At 60.4% G+C, this 22,148-nt stretch carries 23 protein-coding genes; 10 read left to right on the plus strand and 13 right to left on the minus strand.

Annotated elements, in window-relative coordinates; translation table 11 throughout:
* Nucleotides 1-14 precede the first annotated feature (14 nt).
* On the minus strand, nt 15-965 hold the full coding sequence (locus MRBLMR1_RS16175) for a LysR substrate-binding domain-containing protein (protein WP_148147385.1): 951 nt from the start codon (nt 963-965) through the stop codon (nt 15-17).
* A 191-nt stretch (nt 966-1,156) separates the two neighbouring features.
* Between MRBLMR1_RS16175 and MRBLMR1_RS16180 the strand changes: the two genes are divergently transcribed.
* On the plus strand, nt 1,157-1,462 hold the full coding sequence (locus MRBLMR1_RS16180) for a DUF1127 domain-containing protein (RefSeq protein ID WP_148147384.1): 306 nt from the start codon (nt 1,157-1,159) through the stop codon (nt 1,460-1,462).
* Between the two features lie 142 nt (nt 1,463-1,604).
* Here MRBLMR1_RS16180 and MRBLMR1_RS16185 read toward each other — a convergent pair whose 3' ends face one another.
* From MRBLMR1_RS16185 to MRBLMR1_RS16200, 4 genes are all read right to left on the minus strand, one after another.
* On the minus strand, nt 1,605-2,978 hold the full coding sequence (locus tag MRBLMR1_RS16185) for a glutamate--cysteine ligase (protein ID WP_148147383.1): 1,374 nt from the start codon (nt 2,976-2,978) through the stop codon (nt 1,605-1,607).
* 160 nt (nt 2,979-3,138) lie between these two features.
* Nucleotides 3,139-3,876, minus strand: a complete 738-nt coding sequence (locus MRBLMR1_RS16190) for a 16S rRNA (uracil(1498)-N(3))-methyltransferase (protein WP_148147382.1) — start codon at nt 3,874-3,876, stop codon at nt 3,139-3,141.
* 9 nt (nt 3,877-3,885) lie between these two features.
* Complete coding sequence (locus tag MRBLMR1_RS16195) at nt 3,886-5,406, minus strand: inorganic phosphate transporter (RefSeq protein ID WP_148147381.1); 1,521 nt, start codon at nt 5,404-5,406, stop codon at nt 3,886-3,888.
* 111 nt (nt 5,407-5,517) lie between these two features.
* On the minus strand, nt 5,518-6,000 hold the full coding sequence (locus MRBLMR1_RS16200; RefSeq protein ID WP_148147402.1) for an NUDIX hydrolase: 483 nt from the start codon (nt 5,998-6,000) through the stop codon (nt 5,518-5,520).
* 334 nt (nt 6,001-6,334) lie between these two features.
* Here MRBLMR1_RS16200 and MRBLMR1_RS16205 point away from each other — a divergent pair, with 334 nt between their 5' ends.
* The 3 genes from MRBLMR1_RS16205 to glcF all read left to right on the plus strand — a co-directional run bounded on the left by MRBLMR1_RS16205 (nt 6,335) and on the right by glcF (nt 10,908).
* Nucleotides 6,335-7,768: an FAD-linked oxidase C-terminal domain-containing protein gene (locus tag MRBLMR1_RS16205; protein ID WP_148147380.1), complete on the plus strand. Its 1,434-nt coding sequence runs from the start codon at nt 6,335-6,337 to the stop codon at nt 7,766-7,768.
* A 292-nt stretch (nt 7,769-8,060) separates the two neighbouring features.
* The gene (locus MRBLMR1_RS16210; RefSeq protein WP_148147379.1) at nt 8,061-9,263 is read left to right on the plus strand and encodes an FAD-binding protein; all 1,203 of its coding nucleotides are present in this window, start codon (nt 8,061-8,063) and stop codon (nt 9,261-9,263) included.
* Nucleotides 9,264-9,585: 322 nt separating this feature from the next.
* The gene (glcF, locus tag MRBLMR1_RS16215) at nt 9,586-10,908 is read left to right on the plus strand and encodes a glycolate oxidase subunit GlcF (RefSeq protein ID WP_148147378.1); all 1,323 of its coding nucleotides are present in this window, start codon (nt 9,586-9,588) and stop codon (nt 10,906-10,908) included.
* 33 nt (nt 10,909-10,941) lie between these two features.
* Here glcF and MRBLMR1_RS16220 read toward each other — a convergent pair whose 3' ends face one another.
* A complete protein-coding gene (locus MRBLMR1_RS16220) occupies nt 10,942-11,625 on the minus strand; it encodes a L,D-transpeptidase (protein WP_183684971.1) in 684 nt (227 codons plus the stop codon).
* Between the two features lie 162 nt (nt 11,626-11,787).
* Nucleotides 11,788-12,618 (minus strand): L,D-transpeptidase, encoded by an 831-nt coding sequence (locus tag MRBLMR1_RS16225; protein WP_183684972.1) that lies wholly within the window; start codon nt 12,616-12,618, stop codon nt 11,788-11,790.
* A gap of 305 nt (nt 12,619-12,923) precedes the next feature.
* Here MRBLMR1_RS16225 and MRBLMR1_RS16230 point away from each other — a divergent pair, with 305 nt between their 5' ends.
* Complete coding sequence (locus tag MRBLMR1_RS16230; RefSeq protein ID WP_148147375.1) at nt 12,924-13,547, plus strand: DNA-3-methyladenine glycosylase I; 624 nt, start codon at nt 12,924-12,926, stop codon at nt 13,545-13,547.
* 3 nt (nt 13,548-13,550) lie between these two features.
* On the opposite strand, the gene MRBLMR1_RS16235 is transcribed toward MRBLMR1_RS16230, so the two are convergent.
* The 5 genes from MRBLMR1_RS16235 to relB all read right to left on the minus strand — a co-directional run bounded on the left by MRBLMR1_RS16235 (nt 13,551) and on the right by relB (nt 16,277).
* Nucleotides 13,551-14,267, minus strand: a complete 717-nt coding sequence (locus MRBLMR1_RS16235; RefSeq protein ID WP_148147400.1) for an HAD family hydrolase — start codon at nt 14,265-14,267, stop codon at nt 13,551-13,553.
* A gap of 78 nt (nt 14,268-14,345) precedes the next feature.
* Nucleotides 14,346-14,747 (minus strand): CopM family metallochaperone, encoded by a 402-nt coding sequence (gene copM, locus MRBLMR1_RS16240; protein ID WP_148147374.1) that lies wholly within the window; start codon nt 14,745-14,747, stop codon nt 14,346-14,348.
* 52 nt (nt 14,748-14,799) lie between these two features.
* Nucleotides 14,800-15,180 carry a hypothetical protein gene (locus MRBLMR1_RS16245; RefSeq protein ID WP_148147373.1) on the minus strand — a complete coding sequence of 127 codons (381 nt, stop codon included), beginning with the start codon at nt 15,178-15,180 and terminating at the stop codon, nt 14,800-14,802.
* 78 nt (nt 15,181-15,258) lie between these two features.
* Nucleotides 15,259-16,011, minus strand: coding sequence for a hypothetical protein (locus MRBLMR1_RS16250; RefSeq protein ID WP_148147372.1), 753 nt, complete (start codon nt 16,009-16,011; stop codon nt 15,259-15,261).
* A gap of 32 nt (nt 16,012-16,043) precedes the next feature.
* Complete coding sequence (relB, locus tag MRBLMR1_RS16255) at nt 16,044-16,277, minus strand: type II toxin-antitoxin system RelB family antitoxin (protein WP_148147371.1); 234 nt, start codon at nt 16,275-16,277, stop codon at nt 16,044-16,046.
* A gap of 145 nt (nt 16,278-16,422) precedes the next feature.
* On the opposite strand from relB, the gene hisS reads away from it, so the two are divergent.
* From hisS to MRBLMR1_RS16275, 4 genes are read left to right on the plus strand one after another with little or no spacing between them, the layout of a single operon-like run.
* Nucleotides 16,423-17,943, plus strand: a complete 1,521-nt coding sequence (hisS, locus tag MRBLMR1_RS16260) for a histidine--tRNA ligase (RefSeq protein ID WP_148147370.1) — start codon at nt 16,423-16,425, stop codon at nt 17,941-17,943.
* Nucleotides 17,944-17,973: 30 nt separating this feature from the next.
* Nucleotides 17,974-19,083: an ATP phosphoribosyltransferase regulatory subunit gene (locus MRBLMR1_RS16265; RefSeq protein WP_148147369.1), complete on the plus strand. Its 1,110-nt coding sequence runs from the start codon at nt 17,974-17,976 to the stop codon at nt 19,081-19,083.
* Nucleotides 19,083-19,781: an ATP phosphoribosyltransferase gene (gene hisG, locus MRBLMR1_RS16270; protein ID WP_148147368.1), complete on the plus strand. Its 699-nt coding sequence runs from the start codon at nt 19,083-19,085 to the stop codon at nt 19,779-19,781. Before MRBLMR1_RS16265 ends, hisG begins: the two co-directional genes overlap by 1 nt.
* A 5-nt stretch (nt 19,782-19,786) precedes the next feature.
* Entirely contained in the window at nt 19,787-20,395 is a 609-nt protein-coding gene (locus MRBLMR1_RS16275; RefSeq protein WP_148147399.1) for a class I SAM-dependent methyltransferase, read from the plus strand.
* A 79-nt stretch (nt 20,396-20,474) separates the two neighbouring features.
* On the opposite strand, the gene MRBLMR1_RS16280 is transcribed toward MRBLMR1_RS16275, so the two are convergent.
* The gene (locus MRBLMR1_RS16280; protein WP_148147367.1) at nt 20,475-20,921 is read right to left on the minus strand and encodes a DoxX family protein; all 447 of its coding nucleotides are present in this window, start codon (nt 20,919-20,921) and stop codon (nt 20,475-20,477) included.
* Between the two features lie 621 nt (nt 20,922-21,542).
* On the opposite strand from MRBLMR1_RS16280, the gene MRBLMR1_RS16285 reads away from it, so the two are divergent.
* Complete coding sequence (locus MRBLMR1_RS16285) at nt 21,543-22,148, plus strand: LysE family translocator (RefSeq protein WP_148147366.1); 606 nt, start codon at nt 21,543-21,545, stop codon at nt 22,146-22,148.

A 22,148-nucleotide genomic window follows, 5' to 3' on the forward strand; every position in this document is an offset into this window, starting at 1 on the left:
CGATGACGGTGATCTCACCACCCCGTCATCACCTGGCCCGACCTCGCTCGCGCCTGCCGGGCGAAGCTCTTCACCTCGCCATCGAGATCGTCGGGTATCGCGGCGGGTGAAATGTTGTCGAGGCAGGCGGTGATGTGATCGGTGATCGCGTTCATCAGCGACGGCGAAAGCCCCGGCCGTTTCATCAGGCCGATCTGCACCGGCGGCAGCGGCGGAAAACCGTCTGCTGCTGTCAGAACCTTCATGCCCGGCCGAAGTGCCGATTCCGGCAGAACCGAAACGGCCATGCCGGCAAGGATCGCAGCCGCAATGACGGTCGAAGACCAGCTGGTGAACAGAACCTGATATTCGCGCCCATCCGCGTCCAGTGCCGAACAGGCAAGTTGCCGCCACAGACAGTCACGGCGTCCGACCGCAAGCGGCACCGGCGCATCATCCTTCAGCGGATGGTTGGCTGATGCGACCCAGCACAGCGGTTCCGTGCGCACGACGTCCGAGATCCGCTGCCGCGGGTTATGGGTGACGAGTGCGATATCGAGTTCGCCCCGCGCCATCTTTTCGCCGAGGCTGACCGATGGTTCGCAGACGATATAGAGTTCCACATTCGGATGGGTCTTGGCGAACCGTCCGATGATTTCCGGCATGTAGCGGTCGGCATAATCGTCGGGAGTGCCGATCCGGATCGTGCCCTCCAGCCTATTGTCGTCGAACGCAGCAATCGCCTCGTTGTTCAGCCGGATGATGCGCCGGGCGTAGTTCATCAGCTTCTCGCCCTCAGCGGTCAGGCGGTTGCCGCGCCCGTCCTTGGCAAACAGCTGCTTGCCGATCCGCTCTTCAAGCCTGCGCATCTGCATCGACACGGCAGATTGGGTCTTGAACACTCGGTCCGCAGCCTTGGTGAAGCTGCCCGTGTCGATGATGGCGATGAAAGTGTGCAACTGGTCGATATCGAGAGGAGCGGACATGGGCGTCATCCATCAGTGAAGTTGATAATCATCATTAGAAACATTCGTTGGACTGATCAATACGATTAACCGATAACACCTGCAATTCTCGAACAGAGGCGCTGTTGCAAACGGCGCAAATGTCTCACCGGCAATCCGCCCGCATCAGCAGTCGGAAAGCCTTTGACCGTGCCCGATGAAAGGATACCCCGATGAGCACGACCGAATGCGGAACTGATTTGAAGCTCGTAAAGGCTGCGGCCCCGGTTCGCGCCGGTTTGGTCCAGACGGCTGTGTTCGTGCGCATCAAATCCGCATGGCGCGCCATCCGTAATCGCATTGCGGCGCATCCGCTTTCTGAATTGGATGATCATATGCTCGACGATATCGGACTTAGCCGCCGTGATGTCGTGATCGCACTTGATCGTTCCGGCGCGCTGGATGATCCGTCTCTGCTTCTGGCAAAGGCTGCTCGTACGCGCGCCCGCACGCGGTTCGCCCGGCCGCCAGCTCGCTGACCGCGTGCATCAATTCGAAAATGTAACGATTTTCCCCGCAGGGTAAGCCAATGACCCTGCCTCTTGCCCGGCCGGACACCCGCGCCGGGCCTTTTTTGTTTTGTGTGGAGCGGAGAAAAGCCCGCCGAAGCGGGCTTTCAGATCAATACTGGTATTCGTCGAACACCGGCTCGACCGAGCCATTCCAGCGGCCGTTGAAAAGCGCAAGCAGATCGTCGGCGAGCGTTGCCTTCTTCGCCAGCACTTCTTCGAGCGGTTGCAGGAAGACGCTTTCGTCCTGGCCGTCGCCATTCAGCTTCGCCCGCGCCTTGAGGCCGGCCGTCGAAATCCGCACTGCATCGCGCGCCACGTCCAGAACCGGACGGCCCTTGATCGTCGCTGCAAGCCCCTGTGCCGGGACGGCATCGCGCATCGCGACAACATCCTCGAACGTCCAGTCTGCCGTCAGCGCCTCGGCTTCGGCAAGCGCCGCATCGTCGTAAAGCAAACCGACCCAGAAGGCCGGAAGCGCGCAGATCCGGCGCCACGGGCCGCCGTCTGCGCCGCGCATTTCAAGAAAACGCTTCAGTCTAACGTCGGGGAAGAGCGTCGAGAGATGGTTCGTCCAGTCGCCCATGTTCGGCTGCCAGTCGCCCACTTCGCCCTTCAGCGCGCCGGCCATGAACTGGCGGAAGGTCACATGTGTGCAGTCGTGATATTTGCCGTCGCGAACGATAAAATACATCGGCACATCGAGCGCCCATTCGACATAGTGGTCGAACCGGAAATCCGCATCGAAGACGAAGGGCAGGGTGCCGGAACGCCGGTTGTCGGTATCGCGCCAGATATCGCCGCGCCAGGAGAGGAGACCGTTAGGCTTGCCTTCGGTAAACGGCGAGGAAGCAAACAGCGCGGTCGCGATCGACTGCAGCTTCATCGACACCCGCATCTTGGCGGCCATGTCGGCTTCCGAGGAGAAATCGAGGTTAACCTGGATCGTGCAGGTGCGGTACATCATGTCGAGACCCTTGGCGCCGACCTTCGGCATGTAACGGGTCATGATGTCGTAGCGGGATTTTGGCATGCGCGGCGTTTCAGCCAGAGACCATGTCGGGCTGCCGCCCAGCCCAAGGAAGCGGATGCCCATCGGCTCTGCGATCTCTTTCACCAGCGCCAGGTGCTTGTTGGATTCCTTGCAGGTCTCGTGGATCGTCTCCAGCGGCGCTCCGGACAATTCGAACTGGCCGCCAGGCTCGATCGAGATCGCGCCCATGCCGGACTGTTCTCCAAGCCCGATAATGTTCTCGCCGTCCATGATCGGCTCCCAGCCGAGCCTTTCCTGCATGCCCTTCAAAAGCGCGGAAATGCTGGCATCGCCGAAATAGGGAACTGGAGAGTTGTCCTTGGCGAAAAACACGAATTTCTCGTGTTCGGTGCCGATGCGGAATTTTTCCTTGGGGCGCGAGCCCTGCGCCAGATAGGCGGAAAGCTCAGATACCGAGGAAAGTGGTGTCTGGTCGGTCGTGTCACGCGCCATGAAAATACCTTGGTCGGAAGGCCTGGAATGATAAGCCAGACTGATAATCGTCCGGCTGATTGAACCGAATTCATCTGCGGTGCAAGCGAATTTGTTTCAAGATCAGTTCAGAAAAACAGTGCGATCTGTTGCGCTTTGGCAAGTCTGCAATGGTCCTCCATTACTTCCAATCACCGATCGCCGCCTGAATGACCGCCAGTGCCGCAACCGCCGCCGTATCGGCCCGCAGGATCCGCGGCCCGAGCGGGATCGCCGTCACGAAGGGCAGAGAGCGCAAGAGGCTGCGTTCCTCCTCCGAAAACCCGCCCTCCGGGCCGACCAGAAGCGCAAGCTTTTTCTCAGTGATCTTTGCCAGAATCGGCAGCGGGTTCTGGCCCTCGTCGCCTTCGTCACAGAAGATGATCCGCCGGTCTTCAGACCAGCGCTCCAGTATCTCGGCAAGCTTGCGCGGTTCGCAAACCTCCGGGATCGACAGCACGCCGCATTGTTCGGCAGCTTCCGTCACATTCGCTCTCAGCCGGTCGAGATTGGTGATCTTGCCCTGCACATGCTGGGTCATCACTGGCTGCATGGTGCCGGCCCCCATCTCCACGGCCTTCTGCACCAGATAATCCAGCCGGCCGACTTTTAGCGGCGCAAACAGATAATGCAGGTCGGAGGTTTCCGGCTGCGGCCTTGTCTGCTCGATCGGCTGAAGCACGATCTTCTTGCGGCTGGGAAAGGTGATCTCGGCCAGCCATTCGCCGTCGCGTCCGTTGAATACCAGAACCTTCGCACCGGCTTCCAGCCTCAGCACGTTGGCGAGATAATTGAACTGCTCGCTCGACACCTCATGCCGCGTCTCTGTAGACAGGGGAGTATCGACGAAAAGCCGCTGAAGGCGAAAATTGGCGCGCATGATCTTCTCTTACAAAAACAGCGCAAACATAACCGTAGCAATGATCGCCGCAAGGCCTGCCGCGGCCGGAAGCGTGATAATCCAGGCGGCGAGAATGCTCAGGATATGCGAACGGCGCACCAGGTAGCGGCGTTTCATCTCGTCGTCATTGTGCTCGCGTTCCTCGGGCTCGGGGTGGATGTCGCGGCCAGAACGGACCCGCATATATTCGTAGCGCCGCTTCGAATTGCGTGTGTACCACTCACGAAAAAGCCCGACGCCGAACACCGCGCCGACGGCAATATGGGTGGAGGAGACCGGCATGCCGATCCACGACGCGACGAGCACGGTCAGTCCCGTTGACAGCGATACGCAATAGGCCCGCATCGGGTTGAGCTTTGTGATCTCGGCACCCACAAGCCGCACCAGTTTTGGTCCGTAAAGCAAAAGCCCGAGCGAAATGCCCAGGCCGCCGATCACCAGTTCCCACAGCGGTACGCCGGGCATGCGGTGCACGCTGCCGGTGGCCACGTCCTGAACCGCTCCGACGATCGCCGCCAATGGCCCGATCGCGTTCGACACGTCATTCGCTCCATGCGCAAATGACATCAGCGCCGCCGACAGGATCAGCGGAATGCGAAAAAGCTTTCTCAGCGACTGGTTACGGTTTTCCAGCCCCTCCGCCTGCCGGGCAATCACCGGGATCAGTACCCGCCAGGCGATAAGGCCGGTCACGACGGCCACCAGGCTTGCCAGATAAGGCGAGGGCGCACGTAGCTGATTGCCGCCGACAAGCGTCAGATAGCCCGCAAATACACCGGTCATGATACCGATCAGCACCGGCACCCATGTCTTGGCTGACGTGATCTTGTCTTCGCGGTAGATGATCGTTTCCTTGACCAGCAAAAGGAACGCCGCCGCGATCACCGCTCCGAGCACCGGTGAGACGACCCAGCTTGCGGTAATGCCCGCGACCAGCCCCCAGTTGATCGCGCCGAAGCCGGCGGCGGCAATGCCGGCACCCATCACCGCACCGACGATGGAGTGGGTGGTCGAGATCGGCGCGCTCGCCCAGGTCGCGATGTTGATCAGTACGGCAGCGGCAAGAAGCGCCGCCATCATCGCCCAGATCAGCACGTTAGGGCTGGAAATCAACGCCCCGTTGGTGATGCCACTGGCAATCGTGGTGGCGACATTGCCGCCGGCCAGCACGGCCCCCGCCACCTCGAAGACGGCAGCCAGGGCAAGTCCGAAGCCCATCGTCATGGCGCGCGCACCGACCGCGGCACCGATATTGTTGGTCACGTCGTTTGCGCCGATATTCATCGCCATATAGCCGGCCAGCGCCGCAGCGGCGATGACGATGACGGAGCCGGATGTGCCGGTCACATAGGTCGAGGCGAAAATCGCGGCCAGAATGATGAAGAGCAGCGCCACGCCCGGACCGGCAAGCCCGCGCGCCGTATGCCGCGCGGCGTCTTCCACCGAGGAGAGTTTTTCCAGATCCTTGTCGAGCGTCGGCTTTGCCAGACGCGGCTTCTGTTGGGCCATGCTTCGTTTTATCGGTAAGGAGCAGCGCTTGGATATCTTGCTCCGGTTTATCCCGAAGCTTTTTTAGCGCTCGCTTTTGAAGAGATTATGATGTTGGGCCGCAGGGCCTGCTCAGCCCGTGGCTTTCATGGCGAGAGTGCCAACCGCGGCGACATCCTGAACCGGTTTGCGCATCCTTTCGGCAAACTGCAGCATCAGGATTTTCAGTTCCGGCTCGTTCACCCGGTTGGAGGCTTCTTCGGGAGAAACCCACTCGATCTGCCGCACGCCCTTTTCCTTGAAGTCCTTGCAGCTGCCTTCGACCTTGAGCAGATGAACCTGCACGCGCACCGGCACCTTGATGCCGTTATCGAGACCCTTGCGGTAATGGTAAAAGCCGAAAGGCTTTTTCTCGGCCTTGCCTTTGACGCCGACCTCTTCCCTGGCTTCCTGCTCGGCGACCTGATGCGCTTGTCTGTTTTCCATCGGCCAACCCTTGGGGATCACCCACCGGCCGGTATCGCGACTGGTGGCAACCAGAACCTCGAATTCGCCGCGCTTTGTGGCGCGATAGCAGATCGCAGCATATTGCTGGCGCGGGGGGCGCTGCACCATGAGACGAAGATTGCTGGCGATACGGTTCATCAGGCCCAATTTAGAAAACACCTCCGAGAGTTTCATTTTACTAATATAATGATTGCGCCAGGATTAACGAGGTGTCGGGATCGAATTTGATCGTGAATCACCCGTTAAAAACCCTTACTCAGCTAAATATAAGGGGGTCGATAAACTGAGACGTCAACAGCTTATTGCACACCTGTTCAACTTTCCTCGAAATGTTGCCGAAATGCGCATGGCGAACGCATCGAGGCGACATTCGTCAAGAATAAGTTGAAGCATCCCGGCGTCATGAAATAGGTTGCGATTGAGACATGCGAGGGAGGAATGCATGCCGCAGCCAATCCAGTTTTTGCCGCCGAGGCAGGATGTCCTGTCTCGCAGGGCAACTATCATCGATGATCTGCGCGGCCTTCTGCCGGCCGATTGCGTCATCCATGAGGCGCGCGAACTGGTTCCCTTCGAAACCGATGCCTTCATCAGCTATCGTCGCGTGCCGCTTGCGGTCGTTCTGCCGCGTACCACCTCGCAGGTGGCGGCGGTGATGAAATACTGTCATCGCTACGGTATCCCCGTCGTGCCGCGCGGCGCCGGTACCTCGCTTTCGGGCGGCGCCATCCCGCAGGAGGATGCGGTCGTGCTCGGCCTGTCGCGCATGTCCCGCATCATCGAGATCGACTATGCCAACCGCACCGCGACGGTCCAGGCCGGCGTCACCAACCTGAATATTTCCGAAGCCGTGGCGGTGGACGGTTTCTTTTACGCACCCGATCCCAGCTCCCAGCTTGCCTGCACCATCGGCGGCAATATCGGCATGAATTCCGGCGGCGCGCACTGTCTGAAATACGGCGTCACCACCAACAATCTTCTTGGCGTGAAACTGGTCCTGGTCGATGGCCAGGTGATCGAGTTGGGCGGCAAGCATCTGGATGCGGCAGGCTATGATCTCTTGGGCCTCGTCTGCGGCTCGGAAGGCCAGCTCGGCATCGTCACCGAGGCGACGGTTCGCCTGATCGCCAAGCCGGAAGGCGCCCGCCCGGTCCTGTTCGGGTTCTCGACATCCGAGGAAGCCGGCGCCTGCGTGGCCGATATCATCGCCGCCGGCATAATCCCGGTCGCCATCGAATTCATGGACAAGCCGGCGATCGAGATCTGCGAGGCTTTTGCCAAGGCTGGTTACCCGCTCGATGTCGGCGCACTCCTGATCGTCGAGGTCGAAGGCTCGGAAGCGGAAATGGATGCCACGCTGGAAAACATCGTCGAGATCGCCCGTCGCCATCAGGTCATGACCGTGCGCGAATGCCAGTCGGCGACCGAGGCCGCGCTGATCTGGAAAGGCCGCAAATCCGCCTTCGGCGCCACCGGCCGCATCGCCGACTACATCTGCATGGATGGCACGGTGCCGCTCGGCAAGCTCTCTTATGTGCTGAAAAAGACGTCGGAAATCGTCGATCGCTTCGGCCTTCGCGTCGCCAATGTGTTCCACGCCGGCGACGGCAACATGCACCCGCTGATCTTGTTCAACGCCAATGACCCGGAAGAGGCGATGAAGGCGGAAGAGGCGGGCAACGAGATCCTCAAACTCTGCGTCGATGCCGGCGGCTGCCTCACCGGCGAACACGGCGTCGGCATCGAAAAACGCGACCTGATGCGGCATCAATATACGCCGGCCGAGCTTGCGCAGCAGATGGCGGTGCGCGCCGCGTTTGACGAGGACTGGATCCTCAATCCGTCAAAGGTGTTTCCGCTGGAAGGGAGGGGATGAAGCCTATGCTTTCCAGTTCCGTCTCGTTCCCCCATCACCCCCCTCTGCCCTGCCGGGCATCTCCCCCACAAGGGGGGAGATCACGAGAGGCATGCTCCTCGTTCCTCTCTCTACCCGTCTTATCGTCTCGATACATATCCAACATTGATTGGGGCAAAGGGGTGCGCCTGGCTGATCTCCCTCCTTGTGGGGGGCTCGGAGAGCGGGGCGAGACACGTGGCTCGACCCAGGAAAGCCGGCAGGGCAGAGGGGGGTATTCACACTCTCGACACCAGCGGGGAGCATCCCCCGCATGCTGATCCCCAACACCGAAGCCGATGCCGCCTACATCATTCGCAATGCGGCAGCCGAGAGAAAGCCGCTGGAGATCTGCGGCAACAACACCCGTGGTTTTGCCAGGGCGAACCAGCCAGCCGAACAGATCAGCTCCCGAGGTCTCACCGGCATCGTCGATTACGACCCCGCCGAAATGGTGATGACGGTCAGGTCCGGCACGCCGGTTTCCGAGGTCGAGGCAGCCCTTGCTGCCAACCGCCAGATGATGGCTTTCGAGCCCATGGATCATCGCGGCATTCTCGGCACCCATGGAGCTCATTCTCGCGAGCCGACCATCGGCGGCGTTTTTGCAGCCAACGTTTCCGGCCCCCGCCGTCTCACCGCAGGGGCTGCGCGCGACAGCCTTCTCGGTCTCCGCTTCGTCAACGGCCGCGGTGAGATCATCCGCGCCGGCGGCAGGGTGATGAAGAACGTTACCGGTCTCGACCTCACGAAGTTGCTGGCCGGCTCGCAGGGCACGCTCGGTTTCGTCACCGAAGTCACTTTTCGCGTGCTACCGGTTCCGCCAGCGGTGGAAACCGTCGTCATCTCCGGCCTTGACGACGAGATGGCGGCAAAAGCGATGGCTGCGGCCATGGCCTTGCCGGTGGAAATCTCCGGTGCCGCACACCTGCCGGCAAGCGTCCGTTCTCGCTTCATCGGCAATCACCTGCCGGAAGGTGAGGCGACTGCGTTGCGGCTTGAAGGGCTCGGCCCCTCGGTGGAGGTGCGAGTGCAAAAACTTGCCGCCGTCATGGAAGCCTTCGGACCGGTTGCGACGCTCGGTATGGAACGGAGCCTCACGCTCTGGCGCGAGATCCGCAACGTTGTCCCTTATGCCGATGGCACGGAAAAACCGCTCTGGCGGGTCTCGGTCGCCCCGAGCGCCGGTTATCATCTGGTCTCGGCGCTGCGTCTGGAGGCCGGCATCGATGCCTTTTACGACTGGCAGGGAGGACTGGTCTGGATGCGAATGGAGGCCGATCCCGAAGCTGAGCTTCTCCGCCGCTATATCCGCGCGTTGGGCGGCGGCCACGCAACCCTGATCCGGGCCACGGAAGCAGCACGCGCCGATATCCCGACCTTCGAACCGCTGCCGGATGCCGTTGCGGCGTTGTCTGCGCGGGTGAAGGAAAAGCTCGATCCGGCGGGGATTTTTAGCGTGGGGAAGATGGGGTGATGAGAATGAACTTTAGCAGATGGCATTTTGCTCGTGGCGTGCCCCTCACCCTAACCCTCTCCCCGCCTGCGGGGAGAGGGGACGTGCCCCGCTCGACCTCAGTGGCTGAGCGAGCGGTCGCGGCATATCCCTTCTCCCCGTTTCAACGGAGAGAAGGTGGCGGCAGCCGGATGAGGGGTGATTGCGCGTTCAGAATTGGCGGAGTTGGCATCCTAAAAAACATGCGCGAAGGTCGCGCCGCTTGTGATCTCCCCCCGTGTGGGGGAGATGCCCGGCAGGGCAGAGGGGGGCTGGCGACCTCGACGATCCGAGGAACCTTCTGATGCAAACCTCCTTCACCCCCGAACAGCTCGAAGACCCGCACGTCGCCGAATCCGAAAAAATTCTTCGTCGCTGCGTCCATTGCGGTTTCTGCACCGCCACCTGTCCGACCTATGTGACTTTGGGCAACGAACTCGACAGCCCGCGCGGCCGCATCTACCTGATCAAGGACATGCTGGAAAACGGTCGCGCTGCAGATGAGGAAGTCGTCACCCATATCGACCGGTGCCTCTCCTGCCTCTCCTGCGTTTCCACCTGTCCCTCCGGCGTCGACTACATGCATCTGGTCGACCACGCCCGCGTCCATATCGAAAACACCTACAGGCGCCGGCTGATCGACCGGTTGATCCGCAGCCTGCTCGCCGCCGTTCTGCCCTATCCGTCACGCTTCCGCACGGCGCTGACGCTGGCAAGATTCGGCCGCCCTTTCGCGCCGTTGTTGAAGCAGGTCAAGGCGCTGAAGCCGCTCGCCGCCATGCTCGATCTCGCGCCGCAATCTGCACCGGTGCGGCAGGAAACGGTCATGCACGGCGCCCAGCCCATTCGCGGCATAAGGCGGGGGCGGGTGGCTATCCTCTCGGGCTGCGCGCAATCCGTGCTCGATCCGGGCATCAATTCAGCAACAATCCGGCTTCTCGCCCGCTTTGGTATCGAGGTCATTTTGCCTGAAGGCGAGGGGTGTTGCGGCGCGCTTGTTCATCACATGGGGCGTGAGGAAGAGGCGCTCGATTTTGCCCGCCACAACGTCGATGTCTGGACACGCGAGATCGACAACAAGGGCCTCGATGCGATCATCATCACCGCATCCGGTTGCGGCACGACCATCAAGGATTACGGCCACATGCTGCGGCTCGATCCGGCCTATGCCGAAAAGGCGGCAAGGGTATCGGCGCTGGCCAGCGACATAACCGAATATCTCTCAACGCTCGATCTGCCTCGACAGGAACAGAGACGTATCAACGTCACCTATCATTCCGCCTGTTCCATGCAGCACGGCCAGAAAATCACCATGGCACCGAAACTGCTGCTGAAAAATGCCGGCTTCACCGTGCGCGATCCGGCGGAAGGGCATCTCTGTTGCGGCTCCGCCGGCACTTACAACATCCTGCAGCCGGATATTTCTGCCGAGTTGAAAGCCCGCAAGGTTCGCAATATCGAGGCGACGAAACCGGATGTCATCGCCACCGGCAATATCGGCTGCATGACCCAGATCGGCTCAGGCACGGCCATTCCGATCGTCCACACAGTGGAATTGCTGGATTGGGCTTATGGTGGCGAGAAGCCGGGGAAACTGTCGGCTTTAAAGGAAAAGGCCACCGTTTAGGTGGCCTTCCCAGGTCAACTCCGGAGAATTCTGTTATCCGCCGAAAATCGTGCGGAAAATGTCGATGCCACGATCCTTGAAGGCAACGTCGCCGGGCTTTGATCCGGGTCCGATCACGACGACCTTGGAGCCGACCGGAGCGCGGGCATAAAGATGCTCGACATCCTTGTTCATCATGCGGATGCAGCCGGAAGACAGGTTGAGGCCGATGGACCAGGGCTGGTTGGTGCCGTGGATGCGGAAGATCGTGTCTCGGCCCCCTTTGTAGAGATACATGGCGCGGGCGCCCAGCGGATTGTCCGGACCGCCGGGCTGAACCGCCGGCAGCTTGATGCCGCGGCGGGCTTCGCGGGCGCGCATTTCAGCCGGCGGGGTCCAGGTCGGCCATTCGGCCTTGCGGCCGATCGAGACTTCGCCGGACCAGCCGAAACCTTCGCGGCCGACACCGATGCCGTAACGCGTCGCGCGGTTCTTGCCTTCGACGTAATAGAGGAACTTGTTGTTGGTATCGACGATGATCGTACCCGGTGCTTCATTGGTGGTGAAGCGAACGCTGCGGCGCTGGAATTTCGCCGGCACTTCCTTGTTGCGAACCTTTGGCGCGACATCGCTGGCGGTCGTTTGAGATTGAGCGCTGGCGGTCTCGACCGGTGCCATGGTGGCGATGGCCGCAAATATCATGCCGGCTACGGCCAGCAGCAATTTAGGCGATTTCATCCTTACCCCTCATACAGATCTGATCTTCAAGCCGAGGCAAAATGTCCCGGCTTGGCCTGTAGGGCAAGTCAAAGAGGCGAGAATATGAGCAGCCTGTGGATAATAAAACGGCCGGATCGTGTCGATCCGGCCACATGAATACATGTCGAAGGCGCGGAAAACCTAGATCACGATGACCCTGGTTCCGATCTCTACCAGTCCGTAAAGATCGGTTACATCCTCGTTGCGCATGCGGATGCAACCGGACGAGACGGCGCTGCCGATGGTCCAGGGCGCGTTGGTGCCATGGATGCGGTAGAGCGTCGAGCCGAGATACATGGCGCGCGCACCGAGCGGGTTTTCCGGTCCGCCATCCATACGCGCAGGCAGGTAGTGGCCCTTGGCGGCCTCGCGGGCGATCATCTCCTGCGGCGGCACCCAGCTCGGCCATTCCGCCTTGCGGGTCACCTTGTGTTCACCAGCCCATTCGAAGCCCGGTTTGCCGACACCAACGCCGTAACGCTTGGCCTGGCCGCCTTCCATGACGAGATAGAGGAAGCGGTTATTGGTATCGATAACGATCGTGCCCGGCTTTTCCTTGGTGTCGTAAGCCACCATCTGCGGCAGGAATTGTGGCTCGATCTGGCTTCGGATCGCCCGGTTGGGACGCACGGCCACCTGCTGCACCTGACTGTTGTCACCGAAGATGCCACGGCGCACGACGGGCGTGCGGGCCGGTTGCTGAACTTCCGCCTGCCGCGCGACACCGGCACGGCTTGGTGCTGCCGGGTAATAATTACGCTGGCCGGTCACCACGGCCTGCGGCTTCATCGATCGCTGCTGCTGAACCTGTCTCTGGCGCGCCTGCGGCTGCGCACCGAGTTGCATCAGCCATGGAGCGGCAAGATCCGGGCTGACCACGATCGGCGGGCGTTCGCGATAACGATCATCCGCCATTGCGGAACTGGAAAACAGGGCAGCAAGGCCCAGCGCGAGAAGAAGTTTCGCCTTCATGTCGGATCCACTCGTTACAATCACCGAAAGGCGGCCGCGCATCGACCTGAAAATCGAAATCGATTTTCGGAAAGTACGATGCGCCACTTAAATTGCCCGCCATTTGAGGCAGATGGTGAACGCAAGCTCAAAGCGAATGGTAAACGGGTGGCGCGTTTCATGCGTCAAATCCGATATAGCTTCCGGCAAGGTTACCCGCCGGTTTCGAGACATGGTTGCCTGAAACTGAAACCGGCGATACTGCCGTTAACGATTGGAATTGCGTAGAAAGAATTAGAGCGGATAGTATGGTCTGGGAGAAGGAAATGGCGGGCATCATAACCGGCGAGGATGGCAGGGGACGCTGCTTCTGGCATGGCGGGCTGGAGGATTACCGCCGTTACCACGACGAGGAATGGGGCCGCCCGGTCACCGACGATATCCGTCTGTTCGAAAAGATCTGCCTCGAAGGGTTTCAGTCCGGCCTTTCCTGGCTGACGATCCTGCGCAAGCGCGAGAATTTTCGCGCGGGCTTTGCCGGTTTCGACTTTCACAAGGTGGCGGAATTCGGTGAGGCCGATATCGAGCGGCTGGTGGCGGATGCCGGTATCATCCGCCATCGCGGCAAGATCGTCTCTACCATCAACAATGCCCGCCGCGCGATCGAGCTGCAGCAGGAATTCGGCTCGCTCGCCAAATTCTTCTGGAGTTTCGAACCCGGTGCCGACCAGCGCCCGGCTACGCGCGATCTCGAAACGCTGCGCGCCAATCCGACCACGCCGGTTTCCGTGGCGCTTTCCAAGAACCTCAAGAAACGCGGCTGGAGCTTTGTCGGCCCGACGACGATCTATGCCTTCATGCAGGCCATGGGCATGGTCAACGATCATATCGACGGCTGCTTCTGCCAGAGCGAGGTTGACGAGATGCGGCTGAAGTTCAAGCGACCCTGAGCCTTAATCCGAGGCCGAGGTGATGCCGTTCAGCACGCCGTGCAGCTCGCCCAGATGGTCGATCTGGCGAAAGCGCGGAGCATCGGTCGGTGCGTCGACGTGTTCAAGAACCCAGGTCAGTGCATGGGGAATGAAGACGCCGTAAGCGCCGGCGGCAATTGCCGGCACGATGTCGGATTTCAATGAATTGCCGACCATCATCGCCCGTTCCGGACCTTCGGCAACCTTGTGAAAGATGCGGCGATAGGTGGTGGCGTTCTTGTCCGAGACAATCTCAACGGCATCGAAGTAGTCGCCAAGGCCTGATTGCGCCAGCTTGCGCTCCTGGTCGAACAGGTCGCCCTTGGTGATCAGCACCAGCAAATAATGGCCGTTCAGCGCTTCAAGCGTCTCTTCCACATGCGGCATGCATTCCACCGGATGGCGCAAAAGGTCACGACCAATTTCGAGGATCTTGGTGATCGTCTGCGTCGGCACCTTGCCCTCGGTGATCTCGACGGCGGTCTCGATCATAGACAGGGTGAAACCCTTGATGCCAAAACCGTAATATTCGAGGTTTCGCTTTTCGGCTTCGAGCAGCTTGGCCGAAATATCCGGCCCCTCGGCAAAATCGCCGAGCAGGGTCTGAAAATGCTCTTCCGTCAGCCGGTAATATTGTTCGTTCTGCCAGAGCGTATCGTCGGCATCAAAGCCGATAGCGGTAATCGGGCGCATGTCCACTGCCTCCGGCCCTATCATATGGAGGAAGATCGACGCCGGGCAAGCGGCAAGCTTGCCCGGCGCCATCTCATTCAGCTGTTATTTTCCGTGCTGTTTCAGCCAGGCCTGCATGTCGGCTATTTCTGCCTCCTGCGCCTTGATCACTGCTTCCGCCAGCTTGCGCTGGGTCGGGTCCTTTCCGTATTCGAGTTCGACCTTGGCCATGTCGATCGCGCCCTGATGATGGGCGATCATTCCGCGGGCGAAATCGACATCCGCATCGCCGGAAAACTCGATCGCCATGCCCTGATGCATTTTTGCATTGGCGGCCTTGAAGGCTTTTGTCGAGGCGCTGTCGTCGGCCGACGCGGCATTCATCGTCATGCCGGCATGGCCTTTCATGTCGTGGCCCTTCATTTCCTGCGCAAATGCGCCGGAGAAGGACGTGGTGGCAAAGGCGAGCGTTATCGCAGCCGCGGCAATGATCGTGGTTTTGGACATGAGGTATCCTTCCGTGTCCTGAAATTCGTTATCGATGATATGACGAAAACGATCAGGCTCGGGGAGGAGGCGTCAGCGGCGCAGGGCCTGAAACGGTCAGCGACAGGCCGGTTTCCGGTGCGGGGTAACGGTGGATGAAACGGCCGCTATCGGCAAATGTGATGTGCGGCGGCATCATTAGGCAGGCGGAGCAGAAAGGTGCGACGCAAATCTTCTTGCCGTCTTCGCTCTTGTGCGGGCAAGGCTGCTGTATCTCGCCATGCATGGCATCGGATCGCGCAACATTGCCGTGCCCCGAATGAGCGGAGATGGTGTGCTGCGGCATTGAAGTTCTGGCATCAGTCGCGCCAGCCATGGGCATCACCGCCATAGCCGGCATCGCCCCGTAAAGGAGCCATGCGGCAAACATCATGATGGCGGCGAGCTGTCTCATTGCAATGATTCTAAGCTTTGGGCGTTGGAAATCAAGCGAGGCCGGCATCACGTCACGCTGATCGGATTCGGTGACGGTTCAGACCGCGATCACCCGATGGATGGCCTGCCGGTCGCGGCCAATCTCGCCGAACGGCGCCACCGGCCAGTTCCACCGCCGTTTCGCCTCAGGTGCTGTAACGCCGCAGAGAAGATCGTCTTCCTCCAGGATCGCGCCTTCGCGATCGGTCACCTCATAAGCCACATCCGTCAGCAGCGCCGTCCTGCAGGGCAGTTGCTCAAGTCCGTCGAGATGGGCGCGGATGAGTTGCGAGATGACTGCATCCGGATTTTCATGGCCGGATCGCTCCAGCACCCGGCGACAGCCGACGCCGATCTGCGAGACGATATTGGCCGAGATGACGAGATCGAGATAGGGCACCTGCCGCAGGAACGCCAGCGGCTCCGGCACCTTGCCGGACACTGCATCCGGCAGGCCGGACAGATCCCGCGAGATCAGCCGGACATTGGCAAGCCGCTTCGCCCTGATCCATGTCCTGACGCTGGCAAGATGCACGAGATCGATCAGCACGACCGTATCGAAGCTCTTCGACAGTTCGGCGATCGGCACATCGCGCAGCAGGCCGGAGCCGAGCACCACGGCGGTACGCCGCTCTTTCATCGGCGCGATCGTCTCGCGGATGAAGGCATGGCAATTCTCTTCATGCGCCGCCCAGTCATTCGCGCATCGTCCCGCCCGGCCCCAGAGGCCGAGGGAGGAACGGACGAAGGGGCGGAATTCGCGCGGAGTGACCAGAGCGGTCGCGGCATATTGGATGGCTTCGAGGATCATGAATTAGCGATAGATTTCCCGGCGATACTCTTTCAATCGTCTAGGCCGAGCTCCTTTTCAAGCTCCTCCATCGTGTACGTGCGTGAATTGCCGTTTCGAACTTCTTCAAGGTGCGCCTCGACGATTGCAATGTCATGCAGGTCTTCAAGATGTTTGTGAAGGACTTGGGCAGCATAGGCATCCGTATCGAAGCCATGGAGATCGGCGTATCGACCGAGAAGACGATACATGGCTTCCGGGATTTCAATGGCAACGCGCTTGTTCATGGCGATGTTCCCTTTGGTAGCGGATATATACCATCCGGCTTGACACTTCGCCAGCCGCCGCCCTTGCCGCTCAAGGCATGATCCTCTAAGAAACCGCTCGTATTTTCGGCCTTTCCAGAAGGCCACAAAGCAATGGATATCGATCATGAGCGACAAGCAGAAGAAGCCCCAGAAACTCAAGGCCCGCCTGCCGCGCGGTTTTGTCGACCGCTCGGCTGCCGATATCCATGCGACCAACGAGATGACGGCGAAAATCCGCGAGGTCTATGAACGCTACGGTTTCGATCCCGTCGAGACGCCGCTGTTCGAATATACCGATGCGCTGGGAAAATTCCTGCCGGACAGTGACCGCCCCAACGAAGGTGTGTTTTCGCTGCAGGACGATGACGAGCAGTGGATGTCGCTGCGTTATGACCTGACGGCGCCGCTTGCCCGTCACGTGGCGGAGAATTTCAACGAGATCCAGCTGCCGTTGCGCACCTATCGCGCCGGTTATGTGTTCCGCAACGAAAAGCCCGGTCCGGGCCGTTTCCGCCAGTTCATGCAGTTCGATGCCGATACGGTCGGCGCACCGGGCGTACAGGCCGATGCCGAAATGTGCATGATGATGGCCGACACGATGGAAGCGCTCGGCATTAAGCGCGGCGACTATGTGATCCGCGTCAACAACCGCAAGGTTCTCGATGGCGTCATGGAAGCCATCGGCCTCGGCGGCGACGACAAGGCCGGCCAGCGCCTGAACGTTCTGCGCGCCATCGACAAGCTCGACAAGTTCGGCCCGGAAGGCGTGAAGCTGCTGCTCGGCGAAGGCCGCAAGGACGAGAGCGGTGACTTCACCAAGGGCGCGGGACTGAATGCCGAACAGATCGAAAAGGTTCTGTTTTTCGTCGGCATCAAGGATTATGCGCAAAGCGCTGCTCAGCTTGCCGAGCTTGTTGCCGGTACTGCCAATGGCAGCGAAGGCGTCGACGAACTGAACACGATCGGTGCGCTTGCGACCGGTGCCGGTTACGGCCCAGACCGCATCAAGATCGATCCTTCCGTCGTGCGTGGCCTCGAATATTACACCGGCCCCGTCTTCGAAGCCGAACTCACTTTCGACGTCACCAACGAAAAGGGCGAAAAGGTCGTTTTCGGTTCGGTCGGCGGTGGCGGGCGTTATGATGGTCTCGTCTCGCGCTTCATGGGTCAGCCGGTTCCGGCAACGGGCTTCTCCATCGGCGTATCGCGGCTGATGACGGCGCTGAAGAACCTCGGCAAGCTGGGGCAGGACGAGGCCCTGGCTCCCGTCCTCGTCACCGTCATGGATGGCGATGTGGAAAGCATGGGCCGTTACCAGCGTTTCACGCAGGCTCTTCGCTCCGAAGGCATCCGCGCCGAAATGTATCAGGGCAACTGGAAGAAGTTCGGCAACCAGCTGAAATATGCCGACCGCAGAGGTTGCCCGATCGCCATCATCCAGGGCGGCGACGAGCGCGCGGAAGGCGTCGTACAGTTGAAGGACCTGATCGAGGGCAAGCGCCTGTCTGGTGAGATCGAGGACAACGCTTCGTGGCGCGAGGCGCGTGTGGCTCAGGAAACTGTGTCGGAAGCCGATCTTGTTGCCAAGGTGAAGGATATTCTCGCGGCTCAGGCCGAAGATCGCAGGCGGGCGAAGGATGTTTGATCGCGTTTCCTGTGTTTCGGGAGCTCTCCCATGCCTCTGATCAACATGCCCGAATTTTCAGGCACCCTGCTTGATGAATTCGCCGCCCGCGGCACGGCCCGCATCGATACGCCGGTCATCCAGCCGGCAGCGCCGTTTCTCGACATGGCGGGCGAAGACCTGCGTCGACGGATTTTCCTCACCGAAAGCGAGACGGGCGAAAGCCTGTGCCTTCGGCCGGAATTCACCATTCCCGTCTGCCTGCGCCATATCGAAAACGCCACCGGCACGCCGCGGCGTTACTGTTATCTTGGCGAAGTGTTCCGCCAGCGCCGTGAGGGCGATAACGAGTTCTATCAGGCGGGCATCGAAGATCTGGGTGAGACCGCGACGGCACATGCAGATGCGCGCGCCGTCAACGATGCGATGCAGATCCTGCACAACCTCATTCCCGGCCGGCGGCTGAACGTGACGCTGGGCGACCAGGCCGTGTTCGAGGCGGTCGTTCGTGCGCTCGGGCTTCCCGGCGGTTGGCAGAAGCGGCTGATCCAGTCGTTCGGCAACAATGCCCATCTGCGGCACCTGCTGATGACGCTGGCGAGCCCGCAGGCTGAAACAGGCCTGTCGCCAGAGCTTGCCGCGCTTCTGAGCCAGGACGAGGCGGCGCTGATTGCCCATATCGACCGGACCATGGAAGAGACGGGTTATTCCACCAATGCCAGCCGTTCGCCGCGCGAGATCGCGGCCCGGCTGAAGGAAAAGCAGTCGCTGGCCGAAACAAGGCTGGATGGCTCGGCCCTTCTTCTCCTGAGCGAATTCCTGTCGCTGGAAATGCCGTTGTCCGAAGCTCCCGCAGCACTGGCCGGTTTTGCCGATGCGGCGGGGCTTGCCATGGGTGCCGCGCTGGTGACGTTCGAGGCCCGCGCCGAGGCGCTTGCCGATCTCGGCGTTGATCTGAGCAAGGTGACCTATCGCGCAGCCTTCGGCCGTCCGCTCGATTATTACACCGGGCTCGTCTTCGAAGTCAGCCGCGACAACGCGGTTCTGGCCGGCGGTGGTCGTTTCGACAGACTGATGACCCTTCTCGGTGCGAACGAAGATATTCCGGCCGTGGGCTTTTCGCTCTGGCTCGACCGGATCGAACAGGCGAGGGCGCGCTGATGTCTACCATTACCATCGCTCTCCCCTCCAAGGGCCGCATGAAGGAAGATGCGTCTGCGATCTTCGAGCGCGCCGGCCTGCCGATCGTTGCTGTCGGCAATGAACGCTCCTATCGCGGCAAGATCGACGGCCACGACGATATCGAGATCGCTTTCCTCTCGGCCTCCGAGATCGCCCGCGAGATCGGTGCCGGAACAGTCGATTTCGGCGTCACGGGTGAAGACCTGATCCGCGAAGGGCTGGCGGATGCCGATCGCAAGGTCGAGATCGCAGCCCGCCTCGGCTTCGGCCATGCGGATGTCGTCGTCGCCGTGCCTGAAATCTGGCTCGATGTGGACACTATGGCGGACCTTGGCGATGTCGCCGCCGATTTTCGCTCGCGCCACGGTCGACGTTTGCAGATCGCCACCAAATACTGGCGGCTGACGCAGCAGCATTTTTCCGGAAGCCACGGCATTCAGCTTTACCGCATCGTCGAAAGCCTTGGTGCGACCGAAGGGGCTCCGGCGGCAGGACAGGCGGATATCATCGTCGACATTACCTCGACCGGCTCGACGCTGAAAGCCAACCACCTGAAGATCCTGTCGGATGGCGTTATCCTGAAGTCGCAAGCCTGCCTCGTTCGCGCCCGCAACGCCGAGCACGAGGGCGACGCCCGCATCGCGGCGATCGTGGAGGCGGTCCGCAAGGCCGTGTGACCAGTATGTCGGGCGCGGACGCCAACATTATCGGGCTTTATGAGCGGCACGCGCTTGCCTTCGACAAGGTGCGCGGCCGCAATCTGTTCGAGCGGCCCTGGCTCGATCATTTTAGCGGGCTTATCCCGCAGCGCGGCCATGTGCTGGATCTCGGTTGCGGGGCGGCCGAGCCGATTGCGGCTCATCTGATCAGCAGAGGTTTTCATGTCACCGGCGTCGATACGTCGAAAACGCTGATCGGGCTGGCGCGCGAGCGGTTTCCGGGCATGGCCTGGTATGAAGACGACATGCGGAAGTTTTACATACCGACCAAGTTTTCCGGCATTCTTGCCTGGCACAGCTTCTTCCATCTGAATGCCGATGACCAGCGGGCGATGTTTCCGCGCTTCGGCGCGCTGGCCGGGCCGGGTGCTGCGCTGATGTTTACCAGCGGTCATTTCGAAGGTGAGGCGATGGGCGAGTTCGGCGGCGAGCCGCTTTACCATGCCAGCCTGTCAAAGGCCGAATATGAGGCACTGTTGCAGAAGAACGGTTTCAAGGTGGTCGCCCAGATTTCGCAGGATCCCGCCTGCGGTGGCGCGACCGTCTGGCTCGCCAGGAATATCCGCCGCTAGAATAGTCCTTTATCCAGACAATAAAAAAACCGCCGGATGTTGGTCCGGCGGGAATGTCTTGGCAGGGATTTGATAATTGTTAGGCGGCAATTGCGACGGAACCGCGGCGGGCGTCGATCGAATATGCACCCGGTCCGAAGGTTGCGAGCAGGATGTATGCGCCGGCCAGAGTGAAATTCTTCATCAGCATGATGCCGTTAAGGGCATTGATCCAGCCGAGAGCGGCGTCAGGCCAGCCGGGAACGGCCACAGTGCCCGAGTGGAAGACGGCGCCGGTGAAGATGCAGAAGAGAGCAAGCGCCCAGCCGACAATTTTCGTCTGGAAGCCGACGAGGACGGCAAGACCGGTGACGAATTCGAACAGGCCGGCAAGGTAGGCAAGAGCCGTTGCAGCAGGCAGGCCGGCACCGGTGATCATGCCGGCCGTGCCGGCCGGGTCGGTCAGCTTGCCGAAGCCGGAATAGATGAAGATGAAGGACAGAAGGATACGGGCGATCAGGACGATGGTGTTTTGCGAGCTAGACATGGAAGTCTCCAGATAGACGCTGTGCTCCGGTGTCTCGGGCCAGCCGTTGAATTCTCTGGAACCTATGTGCCACGTTCATCGCCGATACGAAAGATGAACGAAAGTAGACGAATTGTTCTTTAAAAGTGAACGATAAAAACGCATTCCGGCGCTGTCTTGAATGAGGAGAGGCCGCGCAAATGCGGGAACGGGATGTGGGTTTTTGTGGCTTTGCAATTGCGCGGCCTTGGCATATCGGATCATGTCCTGCCTGTTTCCCTCAATTTTTCCTTCTTTCATGAGGAAGGGGCGGCTCTCGGACATGCGTCAGTTGCCGCAGCGACGACTGCGGCAAGCCTGTGCCAGCTTCCACCTGCCCACGAACGTCTCGCGAAACACTCCGGTGGCGAAAGCGACATGATTATGTGACCGCCACTCGCTGCGGGGATGAAGGGGTGCGAAATTCACGCCATTATCCTGATTTTACTGGGATCAATGAGACAAAGCTTCCCCGTCCGATTGCCGCGCCATTGCATTTGCGGGACGAAAGACTACGTGGCGAGCACACAGCTTGATAGATTCGCTTTCCTGCTCCATCCTTGCGCCCTGTCTTCGCATTGCGATCATGGGAGGGAGTGAGGGATGACCTTCGAATATCTGGTGACGGCGTTCATAATATGCCTCTCGCCTGGCATCGGTGTCGTTTACACGCTGTCATCGACACTTGGCGGCGGATTGAAGGCGGGTTTCTGGGCTGCGATCGGCTGCACGATTGCGACGGTCATTCATCTGGTCGTCGCCATGGCCGGTCTTGCCGCTATTCTCCACACGAGCGCGGTTCTGTTCCAGGCGATCAAATTCGCTGGCGTCGCTTATCTGCTCTGGATGGCCTGGGCGGTTTTGAAAGGGCGAGGCGGGCTGTCGGTGCGCCCAACGGAACCGAAATCCCCGCTGCAGCTCATCCGTAGCGGCATTCTGCTGAATATACTGAACCCGAAACTGCCATTGTTCTTCGTCGCCTTCATCCCGCAATTCGTACCCGCTGGAAGCCCGGTTGGGCTGTTGATCGAACTTGGTCTCGGCTTCACCGCGATGACCTTCATCGTGTTTATCGGTTATGCCGTGATTGCCGCGACCGGGCGGCAATATCTGCTGCAGAGTGAAACCGCGATGAGCTGGATGCGCCGCGCCTTCGCCGCATCCTTTGCCGCACTTGGATTGAAGCTTGCGACCGAAGGAACGCGATAG

The organism is Neorhizobium sp. LMR1-1-1.1 (genome assembly GCF_040675795.1).
GTDB lineage: Bacteria > Pseudomonadota > Alphaproteobacteria > Rhizobiales > Rhizobiaceae > Neorhizobium > Neorhizobium cellulosilyticum.

Coding starts and splice junctions, on each gene's coding strand:
- MRBLMR1_RS16175 (WP_148147385.1), bottom strand. CDS start 965: ATGTCCGCTCCTCTCGATATCGACCAGTTGCACACTTTCATCGCCATC.
- MRBLMR1_RS16180 (WP_148147384.1), top strand. CDS start 1,157: ATGAGCACGACCGAATGCGGAACTGATTTGAAGCTCGTAAAGGCTGCG.
- MRBLMR1_RS16185 (WP_148147383.1), bottom strand. CDS start 2,978: ATGGCGCGTGACACGACCGACCAGACACCACTTTCCTCGGTATCTGAG.
- MRBLMR1_RS16190 (WP_148147382.1), bottom strand. CDS start 3,876: ATGCGCGCCAATTTTCGCCTTCAGCGGCTTTTCGTCGATACTCCCCTG.
- MRBLMR1_RS16195 (WP_148147381.1), bottom strand. CDS start 5,406: ATGGCCCAACAGAAGCCGCGTCTGGCAAAGCCGACGCTCGACAAGGAT.
- MRBLMR1_RS16200 (WP_148147402.1), bottom strand. CDS start 6,000: ATGGTGCAGCGCCCCCCGCGCCAGCAATATGCTGCGATCTGCTATCGC.
- MRBLMR1_RS16205 (WP_148147380.1), top strand. CDS start 6,335: ATGCCGCAGCCAATCCAGTTTTTGCCGCCGAGGCAGGATGTCCTGTCT.
- MRBLMR1_RS16210 (WP_148147379.1), top strand. CDS start 8,061: ATGCTGATCCCCAACACCGAAGCCGATGCCGCCTACATCATTCGCAAT.
- glcF (WP_148147378.1), top strand. CDS start 9,586: ATGCAAACCTCCTTCACCCCCGAACAGCTCGAAGACCCGCACGTCGCC.
- MRBLMR1_RS16220 (WP_183684971.1), bottom strand. CDS start 11,625: ATGAAATCGCCTAAATTGCTGCTGGCCGTAGCCGGCATGATATTTGCG.
- MRBLMR1_RS16225 (WP_183684972.1), bottom strand. CDS start 12,618: ATGAAGGCGAAACTTCTTCTCGCGCTGGGCCTTGCTGCCCTGTTTTCC.
- MRBLMR1_RS16230 (WP_148147375.1), top strand. CDS start 12,924: ATGGCGGGCATCATAACCGGCGAGGATGGCAGGGGACGCTGCTTCTGG.
- copM (WP_148147374.1), bottom strand. CDS start 14,747: ATGTCCAAAACCACGATCATTGCCGCGGCTGCGATAACGCTCGCCTTT.
- MRBLMR1_RS16245 (WP_148147373.1), bottom strand. CDS start 15,180: ATGAGACAGCTCGCCGCCATCATGATGTTTGCCGCATGGCTCCTTTAC.
- MRBLMR1_RS16250 (WP_148147372.1), bottom strand. CDS start 16,011: ATGATCCTCGAAGCCATCCAATATGCCGCGACCGCTCTGGTCACTCCG.
- relB (WP_148147371.1), bottom strand. CDS start 16,277: ATGAACAAGCGCGTTGCCATTGAAATCCCGGAAGCCATGTATCGTCTT.
- hisS (WP_148147370.1), top strand. CDS start 16,423: ATGAGCGACAAGCAGAAGAAGCCCCAGAAACTCAAGGCCCGCCTGCCG.
- MRBLMR1_RS16265 (WP_148147369.1), top strand. CDS start 17,974: ATGCCTCTGATCAACATGCCCGAATTTTCAGGCACCCTGCTTGATGAA.
- hisG (WP_148147368.1), top strand. CDS start 19,083: ATGTCTACCATTACCATCGCTCTCCCCTCCAAGGGCCGCATGAAGGAA.
- MRBLMR1_RS16275 (WP_148147399.1), top strand. CDS start 19,787: ATGTCGGGCGCGGACGCCAACATTATCGGGCTTTATGAGCGGCACGCG.
- MRBLMR1_RS16280 (WP_148147367.1), bottom strand. CDS start 20,921: ATGTCTAGCTCGCAAAACACCATCGTCCTGATCGCCCGTATCCTTCTG.
- MRBLMR1_RS16285 (WP_148147366.1), top strand. CDS start 21,543: ATGACCTTCGAATATCTGGTGACGGCGTTCATAATATGCCTCTCGCCT.